Consider the following 20,433-nt stretch of genomic DNA (forward strand, 5'->3'; position numbering starts at 1 on the left):
GGATTGCGGCCGGAGTGCCGCTGGGACCAGTTCTGTGCCGGGCCGAACTCCCCGGCCGGGGAAGCGGCGTTACAGCCAGCCGTCAGGCACTCGAAGCGATGCACTGTGGCCGGGCGGCCAGGGACGGGATTGGGGTGGCTGCGCCAATTCACGAAGCGCAGGATCGAGCGCGTCACGCCACCTCGCCGCCTCTCGTATCAGCACACGCTGACCTGACGCTCAGCGGCGCGTCCGCACCCTCCTGGGAGCGGTTCCGGTGGCGGGGGCACTGGCACGGCGGGTACGCCATGGAGCCCGGGGGGAGATCTGCGCCCTTGGCATCTTCGGTCTCCTGCGGCCCGAGGAGAATTCCGCCACACGTCGCGCTCCGTCGCCGTAGGGCCTCCCGGGTGCTGACCAGCGGGCGGCCCGTTCCTGAGTCCGTAGCCATGCCCAAGACGCTAGAAAGCGTCGAGAGTTGGCGGCTACGAGATTGCATGCGATTGCATGCGAGTCACCCGAGCGAGTTGATCGCCGTAGTGATCAGCCTGCGGGCGTTCTCCCCGTACGCAGCCATGTCGGCCAGTGATGCGAACGTGTCCGCGTACGCGCCTACCTCGCTGGGCTGTGTGAGCGTGAGGTACCCGGACACCAACTCGACGTTGACTTGGGCCTTGTCGTAAATCCAGAAGCCCTCAACGGGCATACGCGACCGGCCCAGCCGTGACGGGACCACGCCCAAGCTCACATGCGGCAACTCGCCGTCAGCGAGGAGGCGCAGCCGTTCTAGCTGCTCGGCCTGCGTGTCCTCGTCCCCGTGTCCGTTCCGCAAGACGGACTCCTCAACCAGGAACGCGAAGCGCCGTTGTCCCTCGTACAGGACGCGCTGACGGTCCATGCGGACGGCCACGGCGTCGGCCACGTCATCAATCGGCACTCGGCGGCGCTGGACAGCGCGCAACACGGCCTCGGTGTAACCGGGCGTCTGAATCAGCCCAGGCACGAGCCAAGAGGAGTACGACCGGAACCGGCGCGTTCGCTCATACAGCGGCAATCGCGCCTCCTGGGCGCGCCGCAGGCCCGCCCTCTCCATACGGCGCCACTCCACCCACATGCCTTCAACAGCTCGCAGAGAGGCAATCAGGTCCGCCGTCTGCCCTTCAGCGCCGCAGGCATGGCACCAGGCCCGAATATCGTCGGCTGAAGGAGGCGTCTTGGCATTCATGATCCGCGACGACTTGGACGGATGCCAGCCGCAACGTGCGGCCAGTTCAATACCGTTGAGCCCAGCATCCCGGCACAGCTCAGCGAGGCGATCCGCTAGAGCCTGCCGGGCCTGCTGGGCGCTTGAGGACGGAGAGACAGCCATAGTGCGTGATCTTCAGGCGGGCCGGTACTCCTCGTGCGGAATGGCTCGTTGCCATGCCGCCTCATACGCTTCTGCGTACCGCTTGGCCAACGCCGGATCGTGGCAGACCTCCATGCCCGGGCCGGTCCACTGCCCTTCTCCGCTGAAGTGATGCAAGATCACGGTCTCCTCGTCCATGACCCAGCCGTCCAGCGCGGGCAACAGAAGATCGCGCGCCCGCGAACGGGGCAGCCAACGAACCAACTCTCCGGCAGCCACGTTCGTAAAAGCCCCGTCGTACTCGTACCGCAGGTAGTCACTCAGCGGTTCGGACACCACCCGCAACCGGCGCATGACCACGCCCCGGGCGGTCGTCTCCGCCACCACGTCGAGCCACGACCGCCACCACGACTCGCGGTCGGCCGGGTCATACCTGTGCCCCTGCTGCCAGCGGATGAACTCGGGATCATCCCGCATGTAGCTGTCCCGCATCTCAAGGTGCATCGCTGAACGCTGCGCCTTGGCGAGTGCTTCACGTACCGCTGTTGCCACCGTTGTCCTCACTGTCCGGGCGGGGGATGAACTGGAGCATGTTTGCGGGCAACCGGATCACAGTCTCGTGGTCCGGCACGTCCGTCGAGTGTCCGGGGACGGACCCAACCTCCTGCGCCTCACGGACAGTTGCCTCATCAGCCTTCCAAGACTGGATGATCAGGTCCCCGGTCGTGTCGTCCAACCAGATGGTCGGTGAGCCATCGTCCGGAGTGTTGGGCCAAATACCCAGGAATTTAAGGGCCATTGCGCACTCCTCCGCTAGCGGGTTGCACGGATGTGCACGACCATCACGCCTGCGGACCAGTCCGTCAAGACCGCCTGTACATGTGCAAGAACGCAGCGAAGCCCCCGCAGCGAGCCCGGCGAAAGGGGCGGCCACGGGGGCAAGGAGCGAAGTACTGGCACGCGTTGCCTGGACGGCCAGCTCCGCAGCAGCGGGAGCGGCCATCCAGGCAACGTAATCGTGTCTTCGAATCGAAGAGGATCAAGCCCATTGGAACCGTAGGGTACTTGACCACTCAGGCTCTGGGGCCGGCCAGCTAGCCCCCTTTGAACCAATGGCGGCTGCTTCAGCGACCTTGGAACCCGTACAGATGCCGAGCCGCTATCACCCTTCGGTCCTCCGGCCGATCAGGTCGGGGGTCACCCCCAGGGCCTCCACGTCGTGCCGACTAGTCGGAAGCGTATTTGCGTCCGGTTATCCGATCTTCTCGGTGTTCGCGCGTGACACGAGGAAGCGTGAATCGTTTCCCGTGTAGCGCGCGGCGGGCCCAAGCTGTCATGGGCGAACTCTGGGCCCGCCGCGACGAGTTCACGCCGCCTTGGTCAGACTGACGCGCTGGATCGCCGCCGGGTGCGGGAACGCGTGCGCGGCCCGCATGGTGGCCTTGATGGCGACCTGATCGTGGGAGAACCGGGCGTGCTTGGAGGCGTCCAGGGTCACATCCCGCCGCATAACGACCATCACGCGGTCACGCGGGATTCCCCACACGGTCCCGGCGGTCACGGCGTTGGAGACGTACAGCGGGATGCCCAACACCGTGCGTCGAGTCGGCGTGGTCGGGTCGGAGCCCAGTAGCGGGACGTTGCTGTCCTTGGTCTGCTTGAGCTGGGCCAGGGTCAGCGCGTCTACCGGGTTCGCGGCGAACGCCGTGATCGTGGCGCCCACGTCCTCCGCCCGGTTGATGGCCTCCTGGAAGGCGTCCAGGTTGGTGAACTTGGCCCCGGCGTCCACGGTGCCCACGCCGTCCACGCCCTCCAGGCCCGCCGGGTTGGGAGCGGAGAGGGACCCGAAGAACGAGCGGTCCAGGGCCCCGGCGATGGAGCGGGCAAGGCCGTCGCCTACGAGCTTCTGCGCATCCGGGTCGCTGTCCTCGGCCAGTTCGGACGACACGATGGACAGGCCCGCGCACTTGGCCGGGATGACCTCCAGCTCTCCTATCACGGCGTCCGTGGCGGCGATCTCTTCACCCTCCGCCACGAAGGACGCGCCCGCGTCCGTCTGCACGATGGGGATGTGGACCTTGGTGCGGTCCGTCTTCAGCTTGCTGGCCACTTGGAGCGCGACGCTCTCCCGCTCCACGGGCTGAACGATTGAGCCAGCCTGCGACGGATCGCAGGGACGCCGGTTCCCTGGAGTCCAACCCGTACGGCCGGGAGCCCATCCACCGGCCCTCATCACGTTCGTCCGCCCGCAGGTCGGTGACGCGGATCGCTGTGTTCTTGGACTCTGTGTGCGCCTGCTGAGCCGCCATTATGAGCTGGAGCTCCCAGCCCGCGTTGTCGGAGTCGATTCCGTCAGCGATCGAGATGAACCGGCAACCGGTCTCGTAGACGACGCGGATACCCAAAGCAGCCTAAACCCGACTTTCGGGCCTGTGTTCGGTGGGCATCCGTGGGTGCACGAGATCGCCCACCACTTCGGCATCGACGACGAGAGGCTGCACGCGCTGGGATACGGCTAGACGCGGCCGGCGGCTGCGCGCCTTCGCGGGCGCGGGTGGGGGCGCGGGCGGAGTGCGGGGCGCGTCGCCCGGGTGGGGGCGCGCCGCGGGGTAGGGGAGCGCCGTGAAGGGCGCCGTGCGCGGCGCGGGCGTGACCTGTTGGGGTGACAGGGAGTTGAGCACAGCACTCGCCGAAGCCCCGCAGGAGGTCCCGCTGTGCGCCGATCCCGTACCGCCTCCCGTACGGCTACCGCTGCCCGGACGGCTCGTGCTTCCGGGACGGCCCCCGCCGCCAGGACGGCTTCCGGTTCCGATCCCGTTTCCCTTTCGGGTTCCGGTTCCGGTTCTGGTTTGGGTTCCGGTTCCGGTTCCGAAGCGGCTTCCGTCCCCCGTTCCGGAACGGCTTCGGGCGCGGCGCTGCTGGCCCGGTCCGCCGTCGGCGCGCTGATGCTCGCGGCGGTCTCTACGCTCAGCGGCTGCATGACGGTGCAGGGCACCGACGACGCGGGCGAGGGCGGCGCCGCCCCGGTGGGGAGCCGCTCCGACGACCACGGCGGCGCGGTGGAGCCCGACAGCGGCCTCGACGGCGCGGGCTACCGCAAGGGCCGCGTCGGCGGTGACGGCCACGGCGCGGGCGGTCGCCACCGGCGCGACGACGACAAGGGCGGCAAGCGCGGCAAGCACGGCAAGGACGGTGACGGCGGGCGCTCCGGCGACGGGGGCCCGGGCGGCGCGGACGGTGGCCGTACGGGCGGCGAGACGGCCTCCGGCGGCGACGCGGGGTCCGGTCCCGGCGGCGCGTCGGGCGGCGACCGCAACCGGCCGCCCCGGCCCCGGCCGTCCGGCGGTACGGCCGGCTCCGGTGGTACCGGAGGGGCCGGCGGCGGTCACAGCGGCGGTTCCGGTTCCCCCACGACCTCGCCCACCCCCTCGCCGACCCGGCCGGAACCTGACCCCTCACCCACCCGGACCACGGCGTCGCCCACCGGTTCCGACGCCTTCGCACGCCGTACCGACGCCAGTCCGGCCTGATCGGCACCTGACCTGATCCTGATCGAGCCTGATCGGAACATGCCAGTCTCCAGCCGGCGTCCGGGGCCCGTTTGCGCCTTGCCGTACGGGCCGCGTATGCTGGTAGATCGTTTGATCCCATTTGCCCGGCGCCGTCATCACAGCGCGCCGTGTGGCGCGTTCTCTCTCTTGCCGTGGCTGACCGCATCGAGGCGGTTTCTTGCGATTTCGCGGAGTCAAGGGCGCGTGCCAGTTACTCCGGAAGGTTCGCAGTTCGTATGTCTGTCACCACACCTGAGGCCATCGAGCCCGCATTCACCGAGGACGTCGTGGACGTCGAGCAGACCGCAGGCGCCTCCCCCGTCGAGGGCGTCGGAGGCGTCGAGGACGGAGGGAACGTCTCCGATATCGGGCACGCCTCGGACGCCGAGAACATCTCGGACATCGAGAACAGCGTGGACGCCGAGAACGCCGTTGGCACCCAGGACGCCGTGGACACCCAGAACGCCATGGACATCCAGAACGTCGCGGAGCCCGCAGAGGCCGGGGAGGCTGCCGAGGTTTCGCTCACCTTCGCCGATCTCGGGCTGCCCGAGGCCGTCGTCCGCAAGCTGGCGCAGAACGGCGTGACCCGGCCGTTCCCGATCCAGGCCGCCACCATCCCGGACGCGCTGGCGGGCAAGGACGTGCTCGGCCGGGGCCGTACCGGCTCCGGCAAGACCCTCTCCTTCGGCCTGCCGCTCCTCGCCCGCCTCAGCGGCGGACGCACCGAGCGCAAGCGCCCCCGCGGCATCATCCTCACGCCGACCCGCGAGCTGGCGATGCAGGTCTCCGACGCGCTCCAGCCGTACGGCGACACGCTCGGCCTCCGGCTGAAGGTCGTCTGCGGCGGCACGTCGATGGCCAACCAGATCTCGGCGCTGGAGCGCGGGGTCGACATCCTCGTCGCCACCCCCGGCCGGCTGCGCGACCTGATCAACCGCGGCTCCTGCTCCCTCGACGACGTCGCGACCGCGATCCTCGACGAGGCCGACCAGATGGCCGACCTCGGCTTCCTGCCGGAGGTCACCGAGATCCTCGACCTCGTCCCCGAGGGCGGCCAGCGGATGCTCTTCTCCGCCACCATGGAGAAGGAGATCGACTCGCTGGTGCGGCGCTACCTCGTCGACCCCGTCTCGCACGAGGTGGACGCGGCGCAGGGCGCGGTGACGACGATGACGCACCACGTGCTCGTCGTGAAGCCGCGCGACAAGGCGCCGGTCACGGCCGCCATCGCCGCCCGCAAGGGCCGCACGATCATCTTCGTCCGCACGCAGCTCGGTGCCGACCGCGTCGCCGAGCAGCTGCGGGAGGCGGGCGTACGCGCCGACGCGCTGCACGGCGGCATGACGCAGGGCGCCCGCACCCGCACCCTGGAGGACTTCAAGGGCGGCAAGGTCAACGTGCTGGTCGCCACGGACGTCGCCGCCCGCGGCATCCACGTCGACGGCATCGACCTCGTCCTGAACGTCGACCCGGCCGGGGACCACAAGGACTACCTGCACCGTTCGGGGCGTACCGCCCGCGCGGGCGAGTCCGGCACGGTCGTCTCGCTGGCGCTGCCGCACCAGCGGAGGCAGATCTTCCGGCTGATGGAGGACGCCGGTGTGGACGCGACCCGGCACATCATCGGCCGCGGTGACGTCTTCGACGACGATGTGGCGCGGATCACCGGCGCCCGCTCCCTCACCGAGGTCCAGGCCGAGTCCGCCGCCAACTCCGCCCGCCAGGCCGAGCGCGAGGCCAAGAAGCTGAGCCGCCAGCTGGAGAAGCTCCAGCGCCGCGCCGCCGAACTGCGCGAGGAGGCCACCCTCTTGGTCGCGCGTGCCGCGCGCGAGCGGGGCGAGGACCCGGAGGCGGCCGTCGCTGCCGCGGCCGAGGCGGAGGCGGCCCAGGCCGCCGAGGAGGCCCGTGCCGAGGCCGCCCGCGAGGCCAAGGCCGAGGCGGAGCGCCGCGAGCGGGAGCGCGCCGAGCGCGACCGCGACAGGGGCGACCGCGGAGACCGTGGCGGCCGTCCGTCCTACGACCGCCGCAACCGGGACCGGGACCGCGACCGCGACCGGGATCGCGGCGACCGTCCGTACGGCCGTGACAGGGACCGGGACAGGGACAGGGACCGTGGCGGGTTCCGCCGTGACCGTGACGACCGCCCGTACGGCGGCCGGGACCGCGACCGTGACCGTGACGACCGCCCGTACGGCCGTGACAGGGACAGGGATCGTGACCGGGATCGGGACCGGCGTGACGGTGGCCGGGACGGCGCGCGTGGCGGCTACCGCCGCGACGAGGGCGGGTTCCGCCGCGACCGCGACGACGTCCGCCGCGACCGGGACGGTGGCGACCGTCCCTTCCGCCGCGACGGCTTCCGCGAGGGATACCGCGGTGGCGACCGCCCGTACCACCGTGACCGTCGCGACGACCGCCGCCCCGTCGGCCGCACCGGCGACCACCGCTCCACCTCGCACGGCCCCGGCCGCGCCGCCCCGCGCACCCCGGACCGCCGCGCCGACAAGCCCCGCTGGAAGCGCAACGGCTGACGCCGGCTGAGGCCGACGCGGCCCCTGCCGGCCCCCGCCGAGCAGCGTTCGGCAGCCCCGGGGAGGGGCTGCCGAACGCGTGCCCGAGCACAGCCCCGAAGGCATGCAACCCGGAATGCCTTCGAACCCCGCCCGACCCCCGGGCTATGCTGCTCGGTGCGGGCCGTTAGCTCAATTGGCAGAGCAGTGGACTTTTAATCCATTGGTTGTGGGTTCGAGTCCCACACGGCCTACCGCGGGACCCCAGGTCAGAGCACATCCGACCTGGGGTTCTTGGCGTTCAGGGGGTGCCGTAGATCGTTTGCCGGCCCGCTGCTGGCCCGGGAGGGTGAGCAACGCCGAAGGGACCGCAAGCGGTTGGTGAACACGACGGAGCCGCCGGGCATGTGCCCGGCGGCTCCTGGTGTCCGCAACGCGACGGGGTACGCGCCGGACGTCTGCGCCTGGGAGGGGCGTGGAGTATGTCACTCCGCAGGCGGGTGTATGTCATGTGCATGACCCTGACTGTCTGTGATGGGGGAGGCACGGGTGGTCAGGGCCGGTCAATGGTTACCCCGTTGGCGGCCGTGGCCCGCCCTCCGGTCGTGTGGCCGTCACCCCGCACGTCGGAGGGCAGAGTTGGTGTATTCGACGGGCAGCCCCCCCTCGGGCAGGGGCAGCCGCCGGAGACGGTCCCCTCCCCCGCCGGTCGCCCACGGGGTTTGGTCGGGGTGGGGGGTCAGTGGGCGGTGGTGCCGTAGGCCAGGGCAGCTATCAGCACCAGCACGACGGCGATGTAGAGGACGTGGGCGCGCACGGCGTCACTTCTGCCGACGGCACGCCTTGCCGTGCCGGTAGCGGTCCCACGGCGGTGTCGCATCGTCGGCACCTCCCATCTCGATACGGTGCGGGCAGTCGGCGGCGAAGTGGCCGTGGACCTCGCCGTAGCCGCGGGCCCAGCGGTACAGGGCGCGGGGCCAGATACAGCACCAGGCGAGCCACGAGCAGGCCCGCCGTGCGGCCTCGCCCAGGCTGGGCGGTCCGGTCTCTCCGGGCATCTTCACGACGTAGGAGGGTCCGCGGCCTATCGCGCTGAGGACTGCCCCGCCCAGGCAGAACCAGGCGGTGAAGAGCAAGGCTCCGATGACCGTTGGCCGCGTGCTCATGCGGTCCGCTCCTCCTCTTCCCATGAGGCCCACAGCAGCAGTACGGCTGCCTCCAGGTGGGTCGTCACGTCACCGGGCAGGTCGGCTGAGGCAACGGTGAACGGGTCGCCGGTGTGCTGGAGGGCGGCTTGGCGCAGCTGCCGGGTGAGGTGGTAGGCGTCGCGTGTTCTGGATGTCGTGACCGTCGAGTTGCGGGCTTGCCACGCGTGCCGGGCCAGCACGCCGGCCCGGTCCTCGGTGCTGCTGTTCTTCCACAGCACCCGCAGGAAGCGGTTCGTCAACACGGCATCGATCCCGCCGTCCCGCTCCAGTAAGCCGGCCATCAGCTGGGCAAGGGTGAGCACCCTGTTCTCAGGCATGGGTCCGCCCCTTCGACGCGGCCTCACGCTGCTCCAGTGCCTGGACGGCCGCGCGGGCCACCTCGCCGTAGGGGATGCCGCGGATCTTCCGGGCGCACGGCAGGCAGGCGGACGCTGCAGCGGGAGGGCCCGAACCGCGTTCGATGACGTCGATGATCTCGACGTCATCAGCGTGGGCCTGGTGCCACTGGCACCATCCGGCACTCATCTGCTCGTTCCTCCAGTGTTCTTGTCGGCGGGGCCGGGCGTGGGGGTCTTCTCGCCCGAGCAGTCGCGGCAGTGGGCACCGATGCTTCTGATGCCGTCGTCCAGTAGTCGTTGCGGACGGTCAGCGGCCTTCGGCAGTGCGGACAGGTGCCGTATCAGCCGGGCCGGTGCAGCGCGAGGCGTGCGGGGACGGGCTCAATCACGGCGGCCGTCCTTGCGGTGGCGGCACCACGGGCACCGGCAGGCAGGCCACCGCATGGTCGCCGGCACCGTCGCAGCGCGGACGATACGCGGCCTGGTCCAGGAGCGGCCCGAGTCGCGGGAGACGCGGATCGTCATACGGCTCACGATCGAGCATCCCCCTCCAACCGCCTTGCGAGATGGGCACGTTCGCAAGCGGTGGACGGGTTTACGAAAGTCGCCCCCGGTCTCACATCACAGGGAGGGCGTGCTGACGGCCTCGTGGGTGAAGTGGTGTTCACGCGTTGACGCTCCTTAGAAGCGTTGACGAAGCCCCTGGTGCCGCTGCGGGTGGCCCGGGGACCTGTAACGCAATGATCAGAAGCGGTTACAGACAGCGCATCGACACTGCGCGACATCTTCGGACATCTGCCTGCCGCTAGACGTCCCTAGGTGTCATCCTGGCCAGATGGTGAACGAACGCCTCCGGCGCTCAATGCATCGTGCTGGCCTGGATATCCAAGGCCTGGCCGCAGCCGTTGAGGTCTCGACCAAGAGCGTGGAGCGGTGGCTCAGCGGCGATTCTGTCCCGTGCCCCGCACCCGCTACCGTGTGGCTGCCGTACTCCAGGAAGACGAGACTTATCTGTGGCCTGAAAGCACCAATTCCGCCTCGCTTGCGGGCGCGGAGCTGGTTGCCACCTACCCCCGACGCGGTGATGTTCCACGCCACCTATGGACGGAACTGCTCCGGGCGGCCCAGCGAGACATTGACCTTCTCGCCTTTGCAGGGCTGTTCCTGACGGAGGAGCACACGGATTGGCTACCGACCGTGGCGCAGAAGGCACAGCAAGGGGCGCGCGTGCGGTTGCTGCTGGGCGACCCCCGGGGCGTGCAGCTCGCCGCTCGGGACGCTGAGTACCGCATCGGCGGCGGCGTGGCAGGGAGAGTCGTCGCAGTACTCAACTACTACCGGCAACGCATGCCGGAACAGGTGGAGATCCGCCTCCATGACACCCCGCTATACAACAGCATCTACCGTTTTGACGATGAAATGCTCGTCAACGTTCATGCATACGGCGTTCTCGCGGCCCACACCCCGACTATGCATCTGCGACGTATCGACGGCGCGTTCTTCCACACGTACATCGAGTCCTACGAACGCGTTTGGGTAAGCGCCCGTACCGCCGGGAGAACAGTGGAGGACTAGTGAGTAGTGCTACGCGCCGGATCGACTATTGGCGCGACCCCGCCGCGCCCGAGCCAACCTCTCGGAAGACTTCTGCCAGCGTCTTCGTACAGGACGAGACCGGGCGAGTGCTTCTGCTGAGGCGCGTAGACAACGACCTGTGGACAATCCCGACTGGAGGGGTGAAGAAGGGGGAGACGGTCGGCCAGGCCGGCGTTCGCGAGTGCAGGGAAGAGACCGGGCTGGACGTCGAGATCGTCGGCCTGGTGGGCGTGTTCTCCACTCCGGATCACGTCATCGTCTACATGCACGGTGACCGGATGGACGAGGTGCGGCAGCCGATCAACATCTGCCTGCGGGCCAAGGTCGTTGGAGGAACGATCACGCCCGACCCGTCCGAGGCAGCAGAGATTCGCTGGGTCCCGCCTGCCGACCTGCCCTCGTATGCCGTTCATCCGGCGCTGAGGCAACGCATAGACCATGGGCTGAACTCGGATGTCCCGTTCGTGAGCTAAATCGGGTGGCGCCGCGGCGGCCTCGACGTGTGGTAGACCGACAGTGCGGCGGTGGTTCCCGCACCTGCGGGGTGGTCCCGGCGGGCGCCTCTCTCGCCCTGTGCGCCCTGTGCGGGTGCTCCCCGCGCCTGCGGGGGTGGTCCCATCTCGATGCGGTCGATGCCGACATTCAGCTGGTGATCCCCGCGCGCGGGGTTGCTCATCTGTTGGCTGCACATGCGTGAACGTCCCCGCCCTCCCGGACGAGGACGGGGGCGCGTCAGCGTGCGATCAGTTCGTAGAGGGTCAGGACCAGGGCGCCGAGCACGGTGAGGGCGCCGAGAGCCGGGAGGGGCCAGCGGCCCCTACTCCTCAACCGGTAGGGGCCGTTGACATACCCCACGGCCGCCGCGTGCTCCACTTCCTGGCACCCGGTTGGGCTGTGCCAAGGCCCCGCCGAGTGGTTGCCGACGGGGCCTTCCAGCTACCACAGCCAGCCAGATGAATAGCGATCGGCGTTGTCTAGCTGGCTACTGCCCCGGTGCGGCGCGCGAAGTCGCGGACGCCATCCAGCCGGTGCTCGTGGTGCAGCAGCCTCTTCGTCAGGGAGTGCACGCTGCTGCGCCGCGCTTCCTGCGGCGCAGCGCGTTCGACTGCCAACAGCGCCCTGTAACAATCCTCGGGCCGTCCCCAGTCCGCGAAGGCGCGGGCGACATCCAGACCGAGACGCGCAGCGCGCTCCGGCGGCATACCGCGTGTCTCGACACGGCGAGCTGCCGTGATGGCGCCGGGCGGGTCGCCAAGCACCTGGAGTACGGACACCTCGTGCAACGCCACCTGACGGGGCCCGAACCAGCCGGTTCCGGTCCGTTCTTCGGTGGTCCGGTTTGCACAGACTGCGGCTTGGGCGAGCAGTTCCCGAGCGCTTTGACTGTCCTCGCTTTTGGCCGCGGTGTAGGCGGCTGTGGCGAGCAATTGACCCTGCGCCGACGCTCGGGCCGCTGGCGGGGCGTTGCGGTCGGAAGCGAGTTCGTCAGCTGCCCGAGCGGCGACCTGGACTGCGCGGTCGTAGCGGCCTGCGCGGCGGTAGCCGCTGGAGACCATCCGGCACGCCTCCGCGAGCGCCAGGACGTGCCCGCCGGCGCGTGCTGCCTGCACTGCCCGGTCAGCGGCTACCACCAGGAGCCGGTCGTCGCTGGCCTTGATTGCTGCTCGGGCGGCAATCGCGTACAGCGCAGACAAGCCCTCGGGGTGCTCGCCGCCTTGGGCCAGAGCCTCGGCGAGTGCGAGCTGCTGCGGGAGCGCGGCGACCAGCTGTCGGTATGCACCTGCGTGAAGAGCTTCGCGGGCGCGTGCCACGGTCCGGCTCACCCCGGCCGCTGTCGGTTCCTCGGCGGTCGGCGGCGGCCCGTACAGCAGCGCGTCCTCCAGACCGGACAGGTCGATGGAAGCGGCAGCGGCCGAGCGTGTGGCGGCGTCTACAGGAGTGTGGAGAGGGCCGACGACGACCGCAGCCGCGGCAGATCCGGACAGGGTAAGCATGTGGCGGCGGCGCACGGCGTCCTCCCCATCCACGGCAGTGGGATGTGACGGAAGACTAGTGGCCTCCGGTGCGCCTGCGGCACCCGTTCGTGCAGGTGCCCCCGAATGGATCAGGCCGAGGTGCTCCGGGGCGACGTGCAACTCGGTGGCCAGGCGGGCGACGGTGGGCCAGTCCGGGGTGACGTGCCCGTTCTCGATGCGGCTGATCACCGAGTGCGAGTATCCGCAGCGGCGCCCCAATTCGACCTGAGTCAGACCGGCCGCTGCACGGGCGGCCCGCACAACTTTGCCTAAGTCCGCCGGGGTGATGGAGATCGGCACATCCATGGGAGCCCTCCCCTCAGCCTTCCCACGCTAGCGCCGAAGCGCGACCCCGCCCAGATCCGCCGTCGCATCCCGCACACGGTGTGCCGACCCCGCACACCCTGTGCGGCAGCCCCCGTTGCGCCTTCCGGCCCGCGCGGGATGGCGGTGTCCTGAAGAGGTCAACACTGACCCCGAATCGAGGGAGGCAACGATGACGACAGCAGTCATGGACCGGCCCGTTCTGCCAGCCGACCAGGCCCGCGACCCCAAAGCCTTCGTGATGCCGGAGGTGTGGGATCGGGAGGTGATCCTCCTCCAGCGTGACCACCCCTTCGATGAGATCATGGCGGAGCGGCTGTTCGGGCAGGCAGTGGCCTACCTGATCACCGCGATGGAGAAGTTCGGGCAGGGTCTGGAGATGTGCTGCGGGCGACTGGTGGACACCGCCGTGCACGTCTTCATCCTCGACACCCGCAACTACCGCGAGTTCTGCGCCGAGCACTTCCACGGCGGGTTCCTGGAGCACATCCCGGAGATCGAGTTCAAGTACGACGGCTCGGTCGAGCGCACCGCGAAGGTCCTCCACAAGAACGGGTTCCCCGTGGACTGGCCACTGTGGGAGCACGACTACGGCAAGTGCGGCCCCTGCGCACCGGGGCAGAGCTGCCATTGACTGGTGACCATCAAGGCCCGGAAGCGCGCGGTCGCTTCCGGGCCTCTTCGTATGGACTTCGTTCACCCCGGCATGTCGCACCCCCAGTGTCGCTACGGTGTCCGGCCCCACCAGACGCACGAGGAGGCCCATGGCGCACGCGACGCTGCCGATGTCCCTGCCCGAATACTGGGACAAGTACAAGCCCTACCGCGGCGAAGGCGAACAGCCCGCCCCGCCAGCGGACCGGTTCGACTGGACGCAGTATCCGGGCCATGGCCCCGACGCGGACCTCCTCGGCCCCTGCAAGACCGCTCTCGAACTCGGCCCGGGGGAAGGCACGGAAGCCGCCTATCTGGCCCGACTCGGTGTCCAGGTGACCGCCGTGGACTTCTCCGCCGTGCAGGTGGAGCGTGCCCGGCGCTTCTGGGCCGACGAGCCTGGTGTCACCTTCGTGTGCGCGGAGGTGTGCAGCTACCTCGACCAGGCCAACACCACCTTTGATGCCGTGTTCTCCAACTGGGGCGCTGTCTGGTTCACCGATCCCGACGAGCTGATGCCCCGCATCCGGCGGCGCCTGGCACCCGGCGGTGTCCTGGTCTTCTCCCACGCCGAACCCGGTAACGCTTACGGGCCTCAGCAGATGCACGGCAAGTGGCTGGAAGGCCGCGAGCGAGAATTGACGGTGCTGCGGTGGCAATACCCGCCCCAGGAGTGGGCCGACCGACTCAAGCGCATTGGGTTCGACCGCATTGATGCCCGCATCCACCCAGCTCCCGAGACGGGACAGATGGGCACTCTGATCGTTCAGGCGTGGAAAGGCACCTGACGGAACAAGGCGACCTACTGGTACTCAGCGGCCCCGCCGACAGCTCGGCAGGGCCTCCCTCCACAGCAGCCAGCGGGTGGATAGGAACGTCCCGAGTCTCCCACCGCGTACACCCTGCCTCCGGGCGCGTCAGCGATTGAGCAGCTCGTACAAGGTGAGGACCAAGGCCCCCAGCCCCGTGAGGGCAGCAAGGGCTGGCAGCGGCCAGCGGCCCCGCTCCAGGGTGCGGATGCGCTGTTCGTGGTCGTCCAGGCGCCCGGACAGCTCCGGCAAGGCATCCAGCTTGGCGGACACCTGCTTGACCTCGTCGTGGGTGGCGCGGACCTCGGCGCACACCTTGGTCGGGGTGATGATGACCGAGCCGTCCGGGATCGGCGCGTTGGGCGTCACCCGGCGCCTCCGGCCGGGTCGTGTCCGGCGGGCAGCGTGGCTGCGGTGCCGGACTGACCGAGGCGTTCGGCCACCCACGACTTCGCGGACGAGGCCACCAGCGCGACGGGCGCGGCCCACCCAGGGGACGTCGGCCAGCTCGACGGTGACCAGGCCGAGCGCGGCTTGCACGCCGGTCCGATCCGAGCGCTCCAGCAGGTCGAGCACGAACTTCTGCGGCATCGGGTTCCTCACTTCTTCGGGAACCAGCTCGGGGCGTGGTCGAGGCGGTCGGCTACCAGGCGCCGGATGGTCGACATGCGGACGTCGGCGTTGCCGCGCGCCGGGCGCGGGTCGATCTTCTGGTTGGTCCACTCCAGGTGACCGATGACCGAGGCGGAGCCGCCCCGTCTCCAGCCGTGGGCGCGCAGCAGGGCGGCGCTGGCGCGCACCATGGCGTCGCGCTGGACGAACGGCCGGGTGTCCTTGCCGTCACCGCGGTTGACGCACTCGAACTCGTAGAACGCCCGGTTGCCGTCGGTGTTGTTCTCGTTCGGGCGGAGTGGGGAGCGTTCGGCGATGACGGCGCGCAGTACGTCGTCGTCGCCGGTCCCGGCAGCCAGTGCACACACAGTCCTCGTCGTCGCGGGTGGCGGGAGCTTTCCGCTGGCGCGCTGCTGGCCCGAACGATTCCGAACGACTTCGAACAAGGCCGAACGAGGCCCGACGAGACCAGATCAAACCGCATTACGGATCGAGGGAAAACGCCAGGTCAGGCAAGCAATAGCCGACAGAGTCGACCGAGACCGGACCAGACCACATGGAGCGTCAGCGGACTTTTAATCCATTGGTTGTGGGTTCGAGTCCCACACGGCCTACTGGTGAGCCCCGGTTCAGAGTTTCTCTGGGCCGGGGCTTCCGGTGTTTCCGGGGGAACCCGTTGGGAACCGCGAGGGGCATGATGCGTCTGGCACTGGCAGGGGCCGTGGCGGGGGCCGCCGGCACCACTGCGCTCAACGCTGTTACGTACCTGGACATGGTGCTGCGGGGCCGGGGTGGGAGTGCGGCGCCCCAGCAGTTGGTGGAGGAGCTGAGCGACCGTACCGGGATACCGGTGCCCGGGGAGGGGGAGACCCGCGAGAACCGGGTCTCGGGGGTGGGTGCCGTCCTGGGCATGGTCACCGGTGTGGGCGTCGGTGCCCTCTACGGGGCGTCCCGTTCCCTGCCGTGGCGGCCCTCGGTGCCGTTGGCGGGGCTGCTGACGGGGCTGGGCGCGATGGCCGGGTCGGACGTGCCCATGGCCGCGCTCAAGGTCTCCGACCCCCGAAACTGGCGGCCCGCGGACTGGCTCGCGGACCTCGTCCCCCACCTGACGTACGGGATGGTCACCGCCGCTGTCTTCGAGATGACCGCCTCCGGATGCGGGCGGCGCTCCCCGGGCGCACCCTGAGGGGGCGGGCACAGTCCCCACCCGTGCCCTCGCACACCCTGTGGAGAACCGCACGTCCTGTGGCGAGCGCACACCTTGTGGAGAGGCGGTCCGAGGTGACGAACGAGCATCGCGAAGAGGTCTACCTGCGCCAGACCGGCCGCAAGGAGCCGACCCCTCGGCAGCGTCGGCGCATGAAGCAGAAGGCGGGTCGCGGGAAGGGCTGATGAGGGGGTGGGGGCTGACGCCGGGGTGGGCTGACGTCGGAGAGGGGCGACGCCGGGGCGGGGTGACGTCGGAGAGGGGTGACGTCGGAGGAGTGACACCGGGAAGAGGTGCCCTCTCCGCGCGGCCCGTCCCGCCCTCGCCTTGCTTCCCCTTGCCTCTCCCTGCCTCCCTTTGAAGGGCCGTCCCGCCTTCCCCTTAAAGGTGAGCGCGCCCTGCCGGTGCGCGGCTACCGTGCCCGGATGCGATGGTTGCGGTTCGGGTTGTACGCGGACGAGGACGGGGTCGAACTGGTCAAGGACCTCGTCCGGCGCGAGGCGCGCGGCCGGGCCGTCCGGCTGGTGGAGTGGCGGGAAGAGCGCGAGGTGCTCGGCGGGGTCCCGGTCGCCGAACTGTACGAGGAGCTGGGGCGGCAGTGGGCGTACGAACATCCCGGTGAGGACCCGGGCGCGCGGCAGCCGGTGGAACTCGCCGTGGGCGTGCGGTGTTCGCTGAAGGTCTGGCGCGCCCTCCGCAAGGCCGTCCTCGGCGCGCTGTGCCCCGAGGGCGACGCGCCCCACGTGTGCCGCGTGCCGTGGGCGGCGCGGTAGCGCGGCGTCCACTTGTGGTACGGCGACGCCCACTTGGCAGAGCGGCGCCCACCTGTCGTACGGAGGCGCCTGCCTGCGCCTGCTTGCGCCTGCCTGCGCCTGCTTGCGTCCGTCGGGCTCCGTCGGCGCCCCCCGGTCGGCGCCCGCGCGTCAGCTGAAGTCCCGCCGGGAGGCTCGCCCCACCGGAAGGCCCGCCGGAGGTGAACGAACACCCGCCAGAGACGGACGGATCCCCGCCGGAGACGGAAGCCCCCGAAGTCCCGTTCCGGCGGGCGGCCCCTCCGGCGGGCGGCCCAGCCGGGGCGGCCCGTGGGGGAGTCGGGTTGGAAGATCTGTGCGGGAAAAGTATGTGTGGGGCGATGAGTTCGGGCGGGCTCGCGGGTCGGTAGAGGCGAGAGGCACCAGGAGCGCCCCGCGGACGGACCGCGGGCGTGGGACCAGAGGGAGACCCATGGCGACCGCCGTACACACCGAGACCCGCACGCTGGAGGTTCCGGGGGCGACGCTCCGGTACGACGTCCGGGGTGACCTGGCGGAGGCCGGTGCGGACAATCCCGCGCTGCTGCTGGTGGGTTCACCGATGGACGCCAGCGGGTTCGCCACGCTCGCGTCGTACTTCACCGACCGTGTCGTCGTCACCTACGACCCGCGCGGTACGGGCCGCAGCGTGCGGACGGACGGCACCGGCGAGCTGGTGCCGGACACGCACGCGGACGACCTGCGCCGGATCATGGAGGCGCTCGGCGTCGGGCCGGTGGACCTGTTCGGCAGCAGCGGTGGCGCGGTGAACGGGCTGGCGCTGGTGGCTGCGCGGCCCGACCTGGTGCGCACGTACGTGGCGCACGAGCCGCCGGCGATCCGGGTGCTGCCGGACCGCGAGTACGCGTGGGCGGCGTGCGTGGACGTCCACGAGACGTACCTGCGGGCGGGCATGGGCCCGGCGATGGCGAAGTTCATCGCCCTCACCGGCGCGACGGGCCCCTTCTCCGCCGACTGGGCCGGCCGCCCCGCTCCCGACCCGGCCGCCTTCGGGCTGCCCACCGGGGACGACGGGTCCCGGGACGACCCGCTGCTGGGCCAGAACATGCGCGGCTGCACCGGTTACGAGCCGGACGTCGCCGCCCTGAGGAAGGCGTCCACCCGGATCGTGATGGCGGTGGGCAAGGAGTCGGAGGGCCAGCCGGCGGCTCGTGCGGCCGTCGAGCTGGCCGCCCTCCTCGGCAGCGAACCGGTGGTCTTCCCCAGCCACCACGCCGGTTTCCTGGGCGGTGAGTTCGGTCAGCACGGCGAGCCCGAGGCGTTCGCCGCCGCCCTGCGCGAGGTGCTGAGCGCCGGGTGAGCGGACGCCAGGACCTCTGGACCCCGGCCCTGGACCCCGGGCCCTGAACCCCGGTCACCGGGCCCCCGCAGCCCTTGAAGGAGCCCGGCAGTTGGCCAGGAGAGAGGCTTGAGCTGTTCAGAAGAGATACCTGGGCTGGTCGGAAGAGGCACCTGGGCTGGTCAGGAGAGGGGCTTGCCGCTCAGCCAGGGCGGGAGGGGGCGGTAGACGGTCAGCGGGGTGCCGGGCTTGTCGAGGAGCAGGGCCGTGGGGGAGGGCGCCGTCTCGCCGTCGTACGAGCACAGGGTGCCCTCGGGGATACCGGCCAGGTGCAGACGGCGCCCGCGGGCCGCGGCGTGCACGGGCGAGCGGTGCAGGACGCCTGCGAACGCCGAGGCCACCAGGCGGGTGCGGGCCCAGCGGCCCGCCTTCACCAGGTGGATGTCGAGCATGCCGTCGGCGAGGTTGAAGCGCCTCGCCCCGCCGGGGCCGCCGCCGATGGTGTGGTACGAGCAGTTGCCGACGAACAGCAGCCACAGCGACCGTTTACGCCCGTTCACCCGCACCTCGAACGGCCGGGACTGCCGCAGCACGTGCACCGCCGCGATCAGTCCGGCCGCCCACGGTCCGACCCGGCCGCGCCAGCGGTCCCGCACCTCGACCAGATCGCCGTACGCGCCCAGGCTGAAGGTGTTCACGAAGTAGCCGGGCCCGTCCGCGTCCGCGTCCCCTTCCCCGTCCCAGTCCCCGTGCTCGGCACCGTCCCCGCCGCCCCCGAATTCCCCGCCGCCCCGGAATTCCCGGGTGCTCCGGAGGTCCCGGGTGCCCCGGCCGTCCCCGTCGCCTCGGCCGTCCCCGGCGCCCTGGACGGCCGCGCCGCGCGGTGGCGCGAAGCGGGCGAGGTCCACGGCGATGGCGTGGCCCTGGCCCACCGCGTTCGTCAGATCGGCGCTGGAGCCGATGCCCAGATCCAGCGCCAGGTGGTTGTGCGTGCCACCGGGCAGCACCGCGAGCGGCACCCCGTGCCGGTGGGCCGCGCGCGCCGCCGCGTTGACGGTGCCGTCGCCGCCGAAGACACCCAGCGCGCCGCCCTCCTCGGCGGCCCGCTGCGCCTCCTTGTCCAGCAGCTGGGGCAGGGAGGAGGCGTCCGGGTCCCAGCGGGTCACCCGCGCCGCGGGCAGCGCCTCGGTGACCTCCTCCACGAACGCGGCCGAGCCCGAACCCGGGTTGGCGACCACCGAGAGCCCCCGCCCCTGGGGCAGGGCGGGCGCCTCGACGAGCGGCTGGGCCGGCGGCACCCGGCGCCGCGCGTCCAGGACGGCGCGGACACCGAAGGCCGTGGCCGCGCCCAGCGCCGCTCCCACCAGGACGTCGCTCGGGTAGTGGACGCCCGTGTAGACGCGCGAGAACGCGACCGACGCCGCCACCGGCGCGACGGCGGCGCCCCAGCCGCGCGACTCCAGGGCCAGCCCGGTGGCGAACGCGGCGGCCGAGGCCGAGTGCCCCGAGGGGAACGACGTACTGGTCGGCAGCCGCTTGAGCCGCCGTATCACCGGCACGTCGTCCAGGACGGGGCGGACCCGCCGGAACGCGCCCTTGCCGACGGTGTTGACCACTGCCGAGGTCACCGCTACGGAGGCCAGCGCGCGCAGCGCCCCGCGCCGCGCCCGCGGGCCGCCCGCGCCGGACAGCACGATCGCCGCGGCGGTTCCCGTCCACAGCTTGCTGTGGTCGGCGGCACGGCTCAGCCGGGGCAGCACGCCCTCCGCGCGCGGCCAGTCGGTGACGGCCACACGACGGAAGAGGGCACGGTCCCACGCGCTGAGCCGGGCGCGGACGGCGGCGCCCGCCGCCGTGGAACCCCTGCCCGCGGACGCCCTGCCGCCCGCGACCGCTCTGCGCCTGGCGGCGCGGCTCCCCACCCCGAGGCCCACCCCGCGGGGTGGTGCGGTGCCGGGGCGCAGCCCGGGGCCGGCCAGGGCTCGGGCGGGCCATGGCCGCCGGTGCGTCTCCATCGGTGCCCCCTCGCTTCCGTCACATCCGTGGCTGTCGTCGCTGTCGTCGCTGTCGTCGCTGACGTCACTGCCGTCGTTTCGCCGGTGCCCGTCGGCCCCGCCTGGGACGTCGCACGGGCAGGTCTCTCCTGCCCGGCGCGGTACAGGGCACACCGGTCCCTCACACCAGCGAC

At 70.8% G+C, this 20,433-nt stretch carries 21 protein-coding genes, 2 tRNA genes and 1 pseudogene; 12 read left to right on the forward strand and 12 right to left on the reverse strand.

Annotation, left to right across the window (positions count from 1 at the left end):
- Positions 1-493: 493 nt before the first annotated feature.
- From FM076_RS17790 to FM076_RS17800, 4 genes are all read right to left on the reverse strand, one after another.
- Positions 494-1,348, reverse strand: a complete 855-nt coding sequence (locus FM076_RS17790; protein WP_173871919.1) for a helix-turn-helix domain-containing protein — start codon at positions 1,346-1,348, stop codon at positions 494-496.
- A gap of 12 nt (positions 1,349-1,360) precedes the next feature.
- On the reverse strand, positions 1,361-1,879 hold the full coding sequence (locus FM076_RS17795; RefSeq protein ID WP_345945067.1) for a DUF6879 family protein: 519 nt from the start codon (positions 1,877-1,879) through the stop codon (positions 1,361-1,363).
- Positions 1,860-2,126, reverse strand: a complete 267-nt coding sequence (locus FM076_RS33960; protein WP_243274550.1) for a hypothetical protein — start codon at positions 2,124-2,126, stop codon at positions 1,860-1,862. The genes FM076_RS17795 and FM076_RS33960 overlap by 20 nt, the downstream gene beginning before the upstream one ends.
- Positions 2,127-2,693: 567 nt before the next feature.
- A complete protein-coding gene (locus FM076_RS17800; protein ID WP_243274551.1) occupies positions 2,694-3,560 on the reverse strand; it encodes a phage major capsid protein in 867 nt (288 codons plus the stop codon).
- Between the two features lie 220 nt (positions 3,561-3,780).
- Here FM076_RS17800 and FM076_RS17805 point away from each other — a divergent pair.
- The 4 genes and pseudogenes from FM076_RS17805 to FM076_RS17820 all read left to right on the forward strand — a co-directional run.
- Positions 3,781-3,846, forward strand: a pseudogene (locus tag FM076_RS17805) (metallopeptidase family protein); the annotation flags it as partial.
- A gap of 459 nt (positions 3,847-4,305) precedes the next feature.
- On the forward strand, positions 4,306-4,857 hold the full coding sequence (locus tag FM076_RS17810; RefSeq protein WP_173871923.1) for a hypothetical protein: 552 nt from the start codon (positions 4,306-4,308) through the stop codon (positions 4,855-4,857).
- Between the two features lie 488 nt (positions 4,858-5,345).
- Positions 5,346-7,412 carry a DEAD/DEAH box helicase gene (locus FM076_RS17815; RefSeq protein WP_173874828.1) on the forward strand — a complete coding sequence of 689 codons (2,067 nt, stop codon included), beginning with the start codon at positions 5,346-5,348 and terminating at the stop codon, positions 7,410-7,412.
- Positions 7,413-7,572: 160 nt separating this feature from the next.
- Positions 7,573-7,645, forward strand: a tRNA-Lys gene (locus FM076_RS17820).
- 567 nt (positions 7,646-8,212) lie between these two features.
- Here FM076_RS17820 and FM076_RS17825 read toward each other — a convergent pair.
- The 3 genes from FM076_RS17825 to FM076_RS17835 are packed head-to-tail and all read right to left on the reverse strand — an operon-like array spanning position 8,213 to position 9,124.
- Positions 8,213-8,557: a hypothetical protein gene (locus tag FM076_RS17825; RefSeq protein ID WP_173871924.1), complete on the reverse strand. Its 345-nt coding sequence runs from the start codon at positions 8,555-8,557 to the stop codon at positions 8,213-8,215.
- Positions 8,554-8,916 (reverse strand): hypothetical protein, encoded by a 363-nt coding sequence (locus FM076_RS17830; RefSeq protein ID WP_173871926.1) that lies wholly within the window; start codon positions 8,914-8,916, stop codon positions 8,554-8,556. Before FM076_RS17830 ends, FM076_RS17825 begins: the two co-directional genes overlap by 4 nt.
- Positions 8,909-9,124 (reverse strand): hypothetical protein, encoded by a 216-nt coding sequence (locus FM076_RS17835; protein ID WP_173871928.1) that lies wholly within the window; start codon positions 9,122-9,124, stop codon positions 8,909-8,911. The genes FM076_RS17830 and FM076_RS17835 overlap by 8 nt, the downstream gene beginning before the upstream one ends.
- 791 nt (positions 9,125-9,915) lie before the next feature.
- Here FM076_RS17835 and FM076_RS17840 point away from each other — a divergent pair.
- Positions 9,916-10,512 (forward strand): XRE family transcriptional regulator, encoded by a 597-nt coding sequence (locus FM076_RS17840; protein ID WP_202034922.1) that lies wholly within the window; start codon positions 9,916-9,918, stop codon positions 10,510-10,512.
- A complete protein-coding gene (locus FM076_RS17845) occupies positions 10,512-11,006 on the forward strand; it encodes an NUDIX domain-containing protein (RefSeq protein ID WP_345945068.1) in 495 nt (164 codons plus the stop codon). The genes FM076_RS17840 and FM076_RS17845 overlap by 1 nt, the downstream gene beginning before the upstream one ends.
- Positions 11,007-11,265: 259 nt before the next feature.
- Here FM076_RS17845 and FM076_RS34680 read toward each other — a convergent pair whose 3' ends face one another.
- The gene (locus tag FM076_RS34680) at positions 11,266-11,388 is read right to left on the reverse strand and encodes a hypothetical protein (protein ID WP_274598813.1); all 123 of its coding nucleotides are present in this window, start codon (positions 11,386-11,388) and stop codon (positions 11,266-11,268) included.
- Positions 11,389-11,507: 119 nt separating this feature from the next.
- On the reverse strand, positions 11,508-12,854 hold the full coding sequence (locus FM076_RS17850; RefSeq protein ID WP_173871932.1) for a helix-turn-helix domain-containing protein: 1,347 nt from the start codon (positions 12,852-12,854) through the stop codon (positions 11,508-11,510).
- A 190-nt stretch (positions 12,855-13,044) separates the two neighbouring features.
- Here FM076_RS17850 and FM076_RS17855 point away from each other — a divergent pair, with 190 nt between their 5' ends.
- Together FM076_RS17855 and FM076_RS17860 are read left to right on the forward strand one after the other, a co-directional pair.
- Positions 13,045-13,506, forward strand: coding sequence for a hypothetical protein (locus FM076_RS17855; protein WP_173871933.1), 462 nt, complete (start codon positions 13,045-13,047; stop codon positions 13,504-13,506).
- A gap of 130 nt (positions 13,507-13,636) precedes the next feature.
- On the forward strand, positions 13,637-14,314 hold the full coding sequence (locus tag FM076_RS17860; RefSeq protein WP_173871935.1) for a class I SAM-dependent methyltransferase: 678 nt from the start codon (positions 13,637-13,639) through the stop codon (positions 14,312-14,314).
- 129 nt (positions 14,315-14,443) lie between these two features.
- On the opposite strand, the gene FM076_RS33965 is transcribed toward FM076_RS17860, so the two are convergent.
- Positions 14,444-14,926 carry a hypothetical protein gene (locus tag FM076_RS33965; RefSeq protein ID WP_243274552.1) on the reverse strand — a complete coding sequence of 161 codons (483 nt, stop codon included), beginning with the start codon at positions 14,924-14,926 and terminating at the stop codon, positions 14,444-14,446.
- Positions 14,927-14,934: 8 nt separating this feature from the next.
- A complete protein-coding gene (locus tag FM076_RS17875; RefSeq protein WP_345945069.1) occupies positions 14,935-15,315 on the reverse strand; it encodes a peptidoglycan recognition protein family protein in 381 nt (126 codons plus the stop codon).
- A 181-nt stretch (positions 15,316-15,496) separates the two neighbouring features.
- Between FM076_RS17875 and FM076_RS17880 the strand changes: the two genes are divergently transcribed.
- From FM076_RS17880 to FM076_RS17895, 4 genes are all read left to right on the forward strand, one after another.
- Positions 15,497-15,558 (forward strand) — tRNA-Lys (locus FM076_RS17880).
- A gap of 83 nt (positions 15,559-15,641) precedes the next feature.
- Complete coding sequence (locus tag FM076_RS17885) at positions 15,642-16,133, forward strand: hypothetical protein (RefSeq protein WP_173871940.1); 492 nt, start codon at positions 15,642-15,644, stop codon at positions 16,131-16,133.
- Positions 16,134-16,579: 446 nt separating this feature from the next.
- Complete coding sequence (locus FM076_RS17890; protein ID WP_173871942.1) at positions 16,580-16,927, forward strand: hypothetical protein; 348 nt, start codon at positions 16,580-16,582, stop codon at positions 16,925-16,927.
- Between the two features lie 451 nt (positions 16,928-17,378).
- Positions 17,379-18,266 (forward strand): alpha/beta fold hydrolase, encoded by an 888-nt coding sequence (locus FM076_RS17895; RefSeq protein WP_173871944.1) that lies wholly within the window; start codon positions 17,379-17,381, stop codon positions 18,264-18,266.
- Between the two features lie 161 nt (positions 18,267-18,427).
- Here FM076_RS17895 and FM076_RS17900 read toward each other — a convergent pair whose 3' ends face one another.
- The gene (locus FM076_RS17900; RefSeq protein ID WP_243274553.1) at positions 18,428-20,260 is read right to left on the reverse strand and encodes a bifunctional phosphatase PAP2/diacylglycerol kinase family protein; all 1,833 of its coding nucleotides are present in this window, start codon (positions 20,258-20,260) and stop codon (positions 18,428-18,430) included.
- Between the last annotated feature and the right edge of the window lie 173 nt (positions 20,261-20,433).

Source organism: Streptomyces albus subsp. chlorinus (assembly GCF_013302895.1).
Taxonomy (GTDB): Bacteria; Actinomycetota; Actinomycetes; order Streptomycetales; family Streptomycetaceae; genus Streptomyces; species Streptomyces chlorinus.

Coding starts and splice junctions, on each gene's coding strand:
- FM076_RS17790 (WP_173871919.1), bottom strand. CDS start 1,348: ATGGCTGTCTCTCCGTCCTCAAGCGCCCAGCAGGCCCGGCAGGCTCTA.
- FM076_RS33960 (WP_243274550.1), bottom strand. CDS start 2,126: ATGGCCCTTAAATTCCTGGGTATTTGGCCCAACACTCCGGACGATGGC.
- FM076_RS17800 (WP_243274551.1), bottom strand. CDS start 3,560: ATGAGGGCCGGTGGATGGGCTCCCGGCCGTACGGGTTGGACTCCAGGG.
- FM076_RS17810 (WP_173871923.1), top strand. CDS start 4,306: ATGACGGTGCAGGGCACCGACGACGCGGGCGAGGGCGGCGCCGCCCCG.
- FM076_RS17815 (WP_173874828.1), top strand. CDS start 5,346: ATGGACATCCAGAACGTCGCGGAGCCCGCAGAGGCCGGGGAGGCTGCC.
- FM076_RS17825 (WP_173871924.1), bottom strand. CDS start 8,557: ATGAGCACGCGGCCAACGGTCATCGGAGCCTTGCTCTTCACCGCCTGG.
- FM076_RS17830 (WP_173871926.1), bottom strand. CDS start 8,916: ATGCCTGAGAACAGGGTGCTCACCCTTGCCCAGCTGATGGCCGGCTTA.
- FM076_RS17835 (WP_173871928.1), bottom strand. CDS start 9,124: ATGAGTGCCGGATGGTGCCAGTGGCACCAGGCCCACGCTGATGACGTC.
- FM076_RS17850 (WP_173871932.1), bottom strand. CDS start 12,854: ATGGATGTGCCGATCTCCATCACCCCGGCGGACTTAGGCAAAGTTGTG.
- FM076_RS17855 (WP_173871933.1), top strand. CDS start 13,045: ATGACGACAGCAGTCATGGACCGGCCCGTTCTGCCAGCCGACCAGGCC.
- FM076_RS17860 (WP_173871935.1), top strand. CDS start 13,637: ATGGCGCACGCGACGCTGCCGATGTCCCTGCCCGAATACTGGGACAAG.
- FM076_RS33965 (WP_243274552.1), bottom strand. CDS start 14,926: ATGCCGCAGAAGTTCGTGCTCGACCTGCTGGAGCGCTCGGATCGGACC.
- FM076_RS17885 (WP_173871940.1), top strand. CDS start 15,642: ATGATGCGTCTGGCACTGGCAGGGGCCGTGGCGGGGGCCGCCGGCACC.
- FM076_RS17890 (WP_173871942.1), top strand. CDS start 16,580: ATGCGATGGTTGCGGTTCGGGTTGTACGCGGACGAGGACGGGGTCGAA.
- FM076_RS17895 (WP_173871944.1), top strand. CDS start 17,379: ATGGCGACCGCCGTACACACCGAGACCCGCACGCTGGAGGTTCCGGGG.
- FM076_RS17900 (WP_243274553.1), bottom strand. CDS start 20,260: ATGGAGACGCACCGGCGGCCATGGCCCGCCCGAGCCCTGGCCGGCCCC.